The organism is Paraburkholderia sp. (assembly GCF_035501035.1).
Taxonomy (GTDB): Bacteria; Pseudomonadota; Gammaproteobacteria; order Burkholderiales; family Burkholderiaceae; genus Paraburkholderia.
This window is the reverse complement of sequence record NZ_DATJWR010000389.1, coordinates 1-7,885: the sequence shown is the minus strand read 5'-3', so window position 1 is coordinate 7,885 and position 7,885 is coordinate 1. Positions and strand designations below refer to the sequence as shown.

At 64.4% G+C, this 7,885-nt stretch carries 9 protein-coding genes; all 9 read left to right on the top strand.

The features are described 5' to 3' along the window. Positions 1 to 83 precede the first annotated feature (83 nt). Entirely contained in the window at positions 84 to 323 is a 240-nt protein-coding gene (gene acpP, locus VMJ11_RS27935) for an acyl carrier protein (RefSeq protein ID WP_004197638.1), read from the top strand. 198 nt (positions 324 to 521) lie between these two features. Then, a complete protein-coding gene (fabF, locus tag VMJ11_RS27930) occupies positions 522 to 1,763 on the top strand; it encodes a beta-ketoacyl-ACP synthase II (RefSeq protein ID WP_325623837.1) in 1,242 nt (413 codons plus the stop codon). Then, a complete protein-coding gene (locus VMJ11_RS27925; protein WP_325623835.1) occupies positions 1,760 to 2,248 on the top strand; it encodes a hypothetical protein in 489 nt (162 codons plus the stop codon). The genes fabF and VMJ11_RS27925 overlap by 4 nt, the downstream gene beginning before the upstream one ends. Positions 2,249 to 2,359: 111 nt before the next feature. Further along, positions 2,360 to 2,959 carry an RNA polymerase sigma factor RpoE gene (gene rpoE, locus VMJ11_RS27920; protein ID WP_027795258.1) on the top strand — a complete coding sequence of 200 codons (600 nt, stop codon included), beginning with the start codon at positions 2,360 to 2,362 and terminating at the stop codon, positions 2,957 to 2,959. Positions 2,960 to 3,048: 89 nt separating this feature from the next. Continuing rightward, positions 3,049 to 3,702: a sigma-E factor negative regulatory protein gene (locus VMJ11_RS27915; RefSeq protein ID WP_325623840.1), complete on the top strand. Its 654-nt coding sequence runs from the start codon at positions 3,049 to 3,051 to the stop codon at positions 3,700 to 3,702. Between the two features lie 5 nt (positions 3,703 to 3,707). Next, entirely contained in the window at positions 3,708 to 4,769 is a 1,062-nt protein-coding gene (locus VMJ11_RS27910) for a MucB/RseB C-terminal domain-containing protein (protein ID WP_325623832.1), read from the top strand. A 24-nt stretch (positions 4,770 to 4,793) separates the two neighbouring features. Beyond that, entirely contained in the window at positions 4,794 to 6,323 is a 1,530-nt protein-coding gene (locus VMJ11_RS27905; RefSeq protein WP_325623830.1) for a DegQ family serine endoprotease, read from the top strand. A gap of 5 nt (positions 6,324 to 6,328) precedes the next feature. After that, positions 6,329 to 6,655, top strand: a complete 327-nt coding sequence (locus VMJ11_RS27900) for a glutaredoxin family protein (RefSeq protein WP_325623828.1) — start codon at positions 6,329 to 6,331, stop codon at positions 6,653 to 6,655. A 172-nt stretch (positions 6,656 to 6,827) separates the two neighbouring features. Beyond that, positions 6,828 to 7,885, top strand: a 1,058-nt coding sequence (lepA, locus tag VMJ11_RS27895; RefSeq protein ID WP_325623826.1) for a translation elongation factor 4, incomplete at its 3' end; no start/stop codon positions are given.

Genomic DNA, 7,885 nt, shown 5'->3' with positions numbered 1-7,885 from the left:
GAGCGCCGCTTTTCTGCCAGGTCAAACCTGATAAAATGCGCGCACTCGCATTCATGAGCTAACTTTTTTCCCTTGGAGGGGTAATGGACAACATCGAACAGCGCGTCAAGAAGATCGTCGCCGAGCAACTGGGCGTCGCCGAAGCTGAAATCAAGAACGAGGCTTCGTTCGTGAACGATCTGGGCGCCGACTCGCTCGACACCGTCGAGCTGGTCATGGCCCTCGAAGACGAATTCGGCATGGAAATCCCGGACGAGGAAGCCGAGAAGATCACGACGGTTCAGCAAGCGATCGACTACGCTCGCGCGAACGTCAAGGCCTAAGCGCCGTCTTCCTTGTAGGGGCCGGCGCGCACGCCAATTGCGCGCCAGCGGCCCGCGAGGACGCTCGCCCGTGAAACCGCGTACGCCCGCCGCACTCGCTGCGGGACATCTGCCGGTCAACTAGCCACAGGGCTCACAGGAGCATTTCCTGTGGCCTCTGTGGCTTTTGTTTTTGTCATCTATGGAAAAGGGGTTACCGTGAGCCGTCGTCGAGTTGTTGTTACAGGCCTGGGGCTGATTTCGCCTGTTGGCAATAATGTTGCCGACGGCTGGGCCAATCTGGTCGCCGGGAAGTCCGGCATCGCCAGCATCACGAAGTTCGACGCTACGAACTTCTCGACCCGCTTCGCCGGCGAAGTGAAGGGCTTCAACGTCGAGGATTACATGCCGGCGAAAGAAGCGCGCCACATGGATACGTTCATCCATTACGGCATCGCTGCGGGCATTCAGGCGATGCAGGACAGCGGCTTCGAAATCACCGATGAAAACGCCGAGCGTGTGGGTGTCGTGGTGGGCTCGGGCATCGGCGGTCTGCCGATGATCGAAGTCACGCAGACGGAACTGCTCAATCGCGGTCCGCGTCGCATTTCGCCGTTCTTCGTGCCGGCCTCGATCATCAACATGATCTCGGGCCACCTGTCGATCAAGTACGGTATCAAGGGCCCGAACCTCGCCATGGTCACGGCCTGCACGACCGGCCTGCACTGCATCGGCGAGGCTTCGCGTCTCATCGAGTACGGCGACGCCGATGTGATGATCGCGGGCGGTGCGGAATCGACCGTTTCGCCGCTCGGCATCGGCGGTTTCGCGGCCGCACGCGCGCTCTCGCAGCGCAACGACGATCCGGCAACGGCGAGCCGTCCGTGGGACAAGGACCGCGACGGCTTCGTGCTGGGCGAGGGCGCGGGCGTGATGATCCTCGAAGAGTACGAGCACGCGAAGAAGCGCGGCGCGAAGATCTACGCGGAAATCGGTGGCTACGGCATGAGCGGCGACGCGTATCACATGACCGCCCCGCTCGAAGATGGCGACGGCGCGCGCCGCTGCATGCAGTACGCCATGCGTAACGCGGGCGTGAACCCGAACGAAGTGAACTGGGTGAACGCGCACGGTACTTCGACGCCGCTCGGCGACATCGCGGAAACCACGGCGATCAAGCGCGCCTTCGGCGACCATGCGAAGGAACTCGTCGTGAACTCGACCAAGTCGATGACGGGCCACCTGCTGGGTGGCGCGGGCGGCCTCGAGTCGGTGTTCACGGTGCTCGCCGTGCACAACCAGCTGTCGCCGCCGACGATCAACATCTTCAACCAGGATCCGGAATGCGACCTGGACTACTGCGCGAACACCGCGCGGGACATGAAGATCGACGTCGCGCTGAAGAACTCGTTCGGGTTCGGCGGCACGAACGGCACGCTCGTCTTCAAGCGCCACGCTTGATCCCCACGGACGAGACAGCGGCCGCGCCGGAGCAATTGCCGCAGTTGCAATCCCCGGTCGGCCGCATTTCCCTGCGTCCGTCGCTCGCGCTGCAACTGCTCGTTGCGGCCGGACTCGGCGTGGCTACGGCAGCCGTCTATACCGCGCTTGCGCCGTGGCTCGGTGCATGGCGCGCGCTGCCGCCGGCGTGGGCGTTGCTTGCCACTGGCGGTCTTGCGGCTGCGGCGTGGCGTCGCAGGCAGCCGGCCTTCCTCGAAATCGGGCCGGATTCTCTCGCTGCCTACGCCCGTAATGGCGCCTGTCTTGCTACCGGCCGGCTCGCCGGCGCGTCACAATGGGGCACATGGCTGCTTGCGCTCGTCGTCGAGCACGGTGCGCGCCGCAAGGTGCTGCTCATCGCCGCCGACGCGTTTCCCGCCGCAACCTGCCCGCCCGGAGCCTTCCATACGCTTGCCGTTCGCGCACGCAGCGCGGCCGGGCGCTGAGCGCGCCGCGACGTAACGCTTGTAACGGCTGTTACGCGCGTAACGTTGCGCCGTGGCGAGGACGCTACAATGGTGCCCCCGCGTCTACTTATGAGCTAACGGATTTTTCAGGTGAGCGAAAAAGAAATTGATCAGGTTCTGGTCGAGCGCGTGCAAAAAGGCGACAAGGCCGCGTTCGAGCTCCTGGTCTCGAAATACCACCGCAAGATCATCCGGCTGATCTCGCGCCTCGTGCGAGACCCCGCCGAGGTCGAGGACGTGGCGCAGGATGCCTTCATCAAGGCTTACCGCGCACTTCCGCAGTTTCGTGGTGAATCGGCTTTCTATACGTGGTTGTACCGAATTGCCGTCAATACGGCAAAGAACTACCTTGCGACCCAGGGAAGACGCGCCCCGACTTCCACCGAAGCGGATGCTGAAGAAGCTGAAACTTTCTCGGACGCCGATCAACTAAGGGATATCAACACGCCCGAGTCGATGTTGATGAGCAAGCAGATCGCGCAGACGGTCAACGCTGCGATGGCGGTTTTACCGGAAGAGTTGCGCACCGCCATTACGCTTCGGGAAATTGAAGGCCTGAGCTACGAGGAAATTGCCGAGATGATGGGTTGCCCGATCGGCACAGTCAGATCGAGAATTTTCCGCGCTCGGGAAGCCATTGCGGCAAAATTGCGTCCGCTGCTGGACACTCCGGAAGGCAAGCGCTGGTAAGAAGAATAGCCAGCTTCGCCCCGGGCAGCGATGCGATTCACCTGGTATGTTGGTGTCACGAGGGCGTCTGTAAGGGAATGGGGAGCATCATGGGGTCCGTCTCGATGCAATCGGTATCAAGCTCGCGTGGCGAGCGTCTGTCCGCCTTTGTCGACGGTGAATGGTCGGCCGAGGAGCATCTGAACGCTAATTTTTTTGAACTCGACGGGGAAGGCCGTGCCGCCTGGTCGGAGTACCACCTGATCGGCGACGTGCTGCGCTCGGACGATCTGGCGCTCAGTCAGGCTACGAGCCACGCTTTCATGACGGGCTTCGCTGCGCGTTTCGACGCCGAGCCGCATGTGCTCGCGCCCGCCGCGCTGCCGCAGTCGCACGGCGCGCAGACTGGCCGCAACGAACGGGTAGGTCGCATCCTCGCGTTGCGCCGCCGGGTCGTGCCGTCGCTGGCGGTGGCCGCGGCCGCGGCCACGCTCACCTGGATCGTCATGCCGCAAATGCGCGGTGCGGGTATGGCCGGCGCGCCGCAAATCGCGGCCGTGCAGCCCGCGCAGGGCGACGCTGTACAGCGTGTGGCGATGAACGCCACACCGGCGCCCGCCACGGCCGGCCAGGATGGCAATATCATCCGCGACGCGCGCCTCGACGAATATCTCCAGGCACACCAGCAGTTTGCGCAGCAGCCGGTCATGTCGGATTCCATGCCGTTCATCCGCTCCGCCGCTCTTTCCACGCAAGGCCAATAAGTTTGATGCAGACATTGCGGTTGAATAAAACGACAATCTGGGGGCGGTTGCCGGCATTCCTTTGCTGCGCGGCCGTGATGTTCACCGCTCTGTCTGCCGCCTCGCGTGCCCACGCGCAAGGCGCTTCGGCGGTCGACTCCGCGACGCGCCAGAGCGCCGCGCAGTGGCTCGACCGCGTCCAGCAGGCTGCCCGGCAGCAGAATTACGAAGGCACGTTCGTCTACCAGCGCGGCGAATTCGTGCAGTCCTCGCGCATCACGCACTACGCCTCGAAGGCGGATGGCGAGTTCGAAAAGCTCGAAAGCCTCGACGGCAAGCCGCGCACGATGCTGCGCCACAACGACGATCTCTTCACGTTCGTACCCGAGCGCAAGCTTTGTGTCGTCGAAAAGCGCCAGAACAGGGACGCGTTTCCTGCGTTGCTCTCGACGAGCGGCGACCAGGTGCTCACTGTCTACGAGCCGAAGATGCTCGGCACCGATCGCGTGGCCGGTCTCGACAGCGAGGTGATCGAGCTCGACCCGAAGGACAACTTCCGCTTCGCCTACAAGCTGTGGGCCGACGCGAAGACTGGCCTTTTGCTGCGCTCGCAGATGCTCGATCCGGCAAACGGCCAGGTGCTCCAGCAACTCGCGTTCACCCAGGTGCGCATCGGCGGGCCCGTCGACAAGACGCCGATCGTCAATGGCATTCGCAATCTCGCGGGGTGGACCGTCGTGCGTCCGCCGCTCGAACCGGTCGACATGGCAGCGCAGGGATGGTCGTTCGGCGCGGCCGCGCCGGGCTTCCTCAAGATTCGTGAAGTGCGCCGGCCCATGGCCGCGCGCGAAGCGAGCGAACCGCCCATCCCGGTCGATCAGGCCGTGTTCTCGGACGGACTCTCTACGCTTTCCGTCTTCATCGAACCGGTGAAGAACAACAGCCGCAAGGAAGGCTCGGGCAGCAGCGGCGCGACGCACGTCCTCGTGAAGCGTAGCGGCGACTACTTCATCACGTTGCTCGGCGAAGTGCCTCAGAGCACGTTGCAGCAGTTCGCGTCTGCCATAGAATACAAGGCTCCCAGGTAAATTCCTCCTTCGGCTGACTTCGATATGACGATTCTCCCGCTGCGCAAATTCTTCGCGGCCGCGGTCGTGCTGGCATGCCTGCCGTTCGCGCCGCCTGTGGTATCGGCGGCATCGGCGGCGTCGGCCGCTAACCTGCCCGATTTCGCCGATCTCGTGGACAAGGTCGGGCCGTCGGTTGTCAATATCCGCACCACGACGCGCGTGTCGATGTCCCAGCGTGGTCTGCCGCCGGGCATGGACAATGGCGACATGTCGGAATTCTTCCGCCGCTTCTTCGGCATTCCGCTTCCGCAGGGGCCGCAGGGCCAGTCGCCGCGCGGTGGGCAGGGCGGTGGCCAGGGTGGAGGGCAGGGCGGCGGTTCGGACTCGGGCCCTGACAGTGGCAACGACACCGAGCAGAGCAGCGGCGTCGGCTCGGGCTTCATCCTATCGAGCGACGGCTACGTGATGACCAACGCGCACGTCGTGGACGACGCGGACAGCATCTACGTCACACTCACCGACAAACGCGAATTCAAGGCGAAGCTCATTGGCGTGGACGACCGCACCGACGTCGCCGTCGTGAAGATCCAGGCCACGAATCTTCCCGCCGTGACGATGGGCGATTCGAACAAGGTGCGCGTGGGCGAATGGGTCGTGGCGATCGGTTCGCCGTTCGGTCTCGAGAACACTGTGACAGCGGGCATCGTGAGCGCGAAGGGACGCGACACCGGCGACTATCTGCCGTTCATCCAGACCGACGTGGCCGTGAACCCGGGCAACTCGGGCGGACCGCTCATCAACATGCAAGGCGAGGTGATCGGCATCAACTCGCAGATTTACAGCCGCACGGGCGGGTTCATGGGCATCTCGTTCGCGATTCCGATCGACGAGGCGATGCGCGTGGCCGACCAGCTTAAGGCGAGCGGCAAGGTCACACGCGGGCGCATTGCCGTGGCGATCGGCGAGGTGACGAAGGACGTGGCCGACTCGCTCGGCCTGCCCAAGGCGCAGGGCGCGCTGGTCTCGAGCGTCGAGCCGGGCGGCCCGGCCGACAAGGCGGGCATCCAGCCGGGCGACATCATCCTGAAGTTCAACGGCGCGAGCGTCGATGCCGCGACCGACCTGCCGCGCATGGTCGGCGACACGAAACCGGGCACCAAGGCGACCGTCACGATCTGGCGCAAGGGGGCGACGCGCGATCTGCCGATCACGGTCGCCGAGATGCAGCCCGACAAGACCGCCAAGGCCGACCAGCAGAAGGCGCCGGACCCCAAGCCGCGTGCATCTAACGCGCTCGGTCTCGCGGTGGTCGACATCCCCGCCGACCAGATGGCCCAGCTCAAGATCAAGGGCGGCGTGATGGTGGATTCGGCGGATGGCCCGGCGGCGCGCGCCGGACTCCAGAAGGGTGACATCATCCTGCGCGTGGGCGACACGGATATCACGAACGCGAAGCAGTTCCAGGAAGTGACTGAACGCCTCGATCCGCAGAAGATGGCGGCGGTGCTCGTGCGGCGCGGCGACAACACGCAGTTCGTGCCGCTCCGTCCGCGTGCGCCCGGGCAGAAGTAAGCACGATGCACACGCCCATACGGACATCGGCGGCGGTGCTCGGGCGTGCGAGCGCGCAGCTCGTCATCTATGGCCGCGCGTGGTGTCATTTGTGCGAGGAGATGCGCGTGGCGCTCGAACCGGTTGCGGCGGCAGCGGGCGCGCGGCTCGACGTGATCGATGTCGATTCCGACCCCGAGCTGCAGGCGCGCTATGACGAACTCGTGCCGGTGCTCGTCTGCGATGGCATCGAGTTGTGTCACTACCGGCTCGACGAGGCACGCGTGCGAGCCGCGCTCGGGCTGGGCGCCGACGCGCCAGGTGGGCCGTCGGCGCTACCGGGCGGGGCGTGAAACGCGCACCTTGCGCTCGCGCAATGTGTCGCTTGCGGGATCACATCCGTTGCATCATCGGACGGTTCGCCCGTGGGACCCCTTTTCGGCTAAAATAGTCCGGTTTTTCATCTGTTTACGAGGCGTGCCCAGCATCCGTTGGGGCGCGCCTTTTTCGCTTGATCGGCACTGAATGAATCATATTCGTAACTTCTCGATCATTGCGCACATCGACCATGGCAAGTCGACGCTCGCCGATCGCATCATCCAGCTGTGCGGTGGCCTGTCCGACCGTGAAATGGAATCGCAGGTGCTCGACTCGATGGATCTCGAGCGCGAGCGCGGCATCACGATCAAGGCGCAGACCGCCGCGCTCAGCTACAAGGCGCGTGACGGCCAGGTCTACAACCTGAACCTGATCGACACGCCGGGCCACGTCGACTTCTCGTACGAGGTCAGCCGTTCGCTGTCCGCGTGCGAGGGCGCGCTGCTCGTGGTGGATGCAAGCCAGGGCGTCGAAGCGCAGACGGTGGCGAACTGCTACACCGCGATCGAGCTCGGCGTCGAAGTCGTTCCGGTGCTCAACAAGATCGACCTGCCCGCCGCGAACCCCGAGAACGCCATCGCCGAGATCGAGGACGTGATCGGCATCGACGCGACCGACGCCACGCGCTGCAGCGCGAAGACCGGCCTCGGCGTCGAGGACGTGCTCGAAGCGCTCATCGCCAAGGTGCCGCCGCCCAAGGGCGATCCGCAAGCGCCGCTGCAGGCGCTCATCATCGACTCGTGGTTCGACAACTACGTGGGCGTGGTGATGCTCGTGCGCATCGTCAACGGTACGCTGCGTCCGAAGGACAAGATCAAGCTGATGGCCACCGGCGCGCAGTACCCGGTGGAACACGTTGGCGTGTTCTCGCCGAAGTCGCGCAATCTCGAGTCGCTCTCGGCGGGGCAGGTGGGCTTCATCATCGCGGGCATCAAGGAACTCGCCGCCACCAAGGTGGGCGATACCGTCACGCTCGCGAGCAAACCCGCGGCGGAACCGCTGCCGGGCTTCAAGGAAGTGAAGCCGCAGGTGTTCGCGGGTCTTTATCCGGTCGAGGCGAACCAGTACGACGCGCTGCGCGAGTCGCTCGAAAAGCTGAAGCTCAACGACGCTTCGCTGCAGTACGAGCCGGAAGTTTCGCAGGCACTGGGCTTCGGCTTCCGTTGCGGCTTCCTCGGTCTTCTGCACATGGAGATCGTGCAGGA

What these genes read in the sequence shown, in the direction of transcription:
- VMJ11_RS27905 (WP_325623830.1), top strand. Translation starts at nt 4,794, where the DNA reads ATGACGATTCTCCCGCTGCGCAAATTCTTCGCGGCCGCGGTCGTGCTG.
- VMJ11_RS27910 (WP_325623832.1), top strand. Translation starts at nt 3,708, where the DNA reads ATGCAGACATTGCGGTTGAATAAAACGACAATCTGGGGGCGGTTGCCG.
- VMJ11_RS27900 (WP_325623828.1), top strand. Translation starts at nt 6,329, where the DNA reads ATGCACACGCCCATACGGACATCGGCGGCGGTGCTCGGGCGTGCGAGC.
- VMJ11_RS27915 (WP_325623840.1), top strand. Translation starts at nt 3,049, where the DNA reads ATGGGGTCCGTCTCGATGCAATCGGTATCAAGCTCGCGTGGCGAGCGT.
- acpP (WP_004197638.1), top strand. Translation starts at nt 84, where the DNA reads ATGGACAACATCGAACAGCGCGTCAAGAAGATCGTCGCCGAGCAACTG.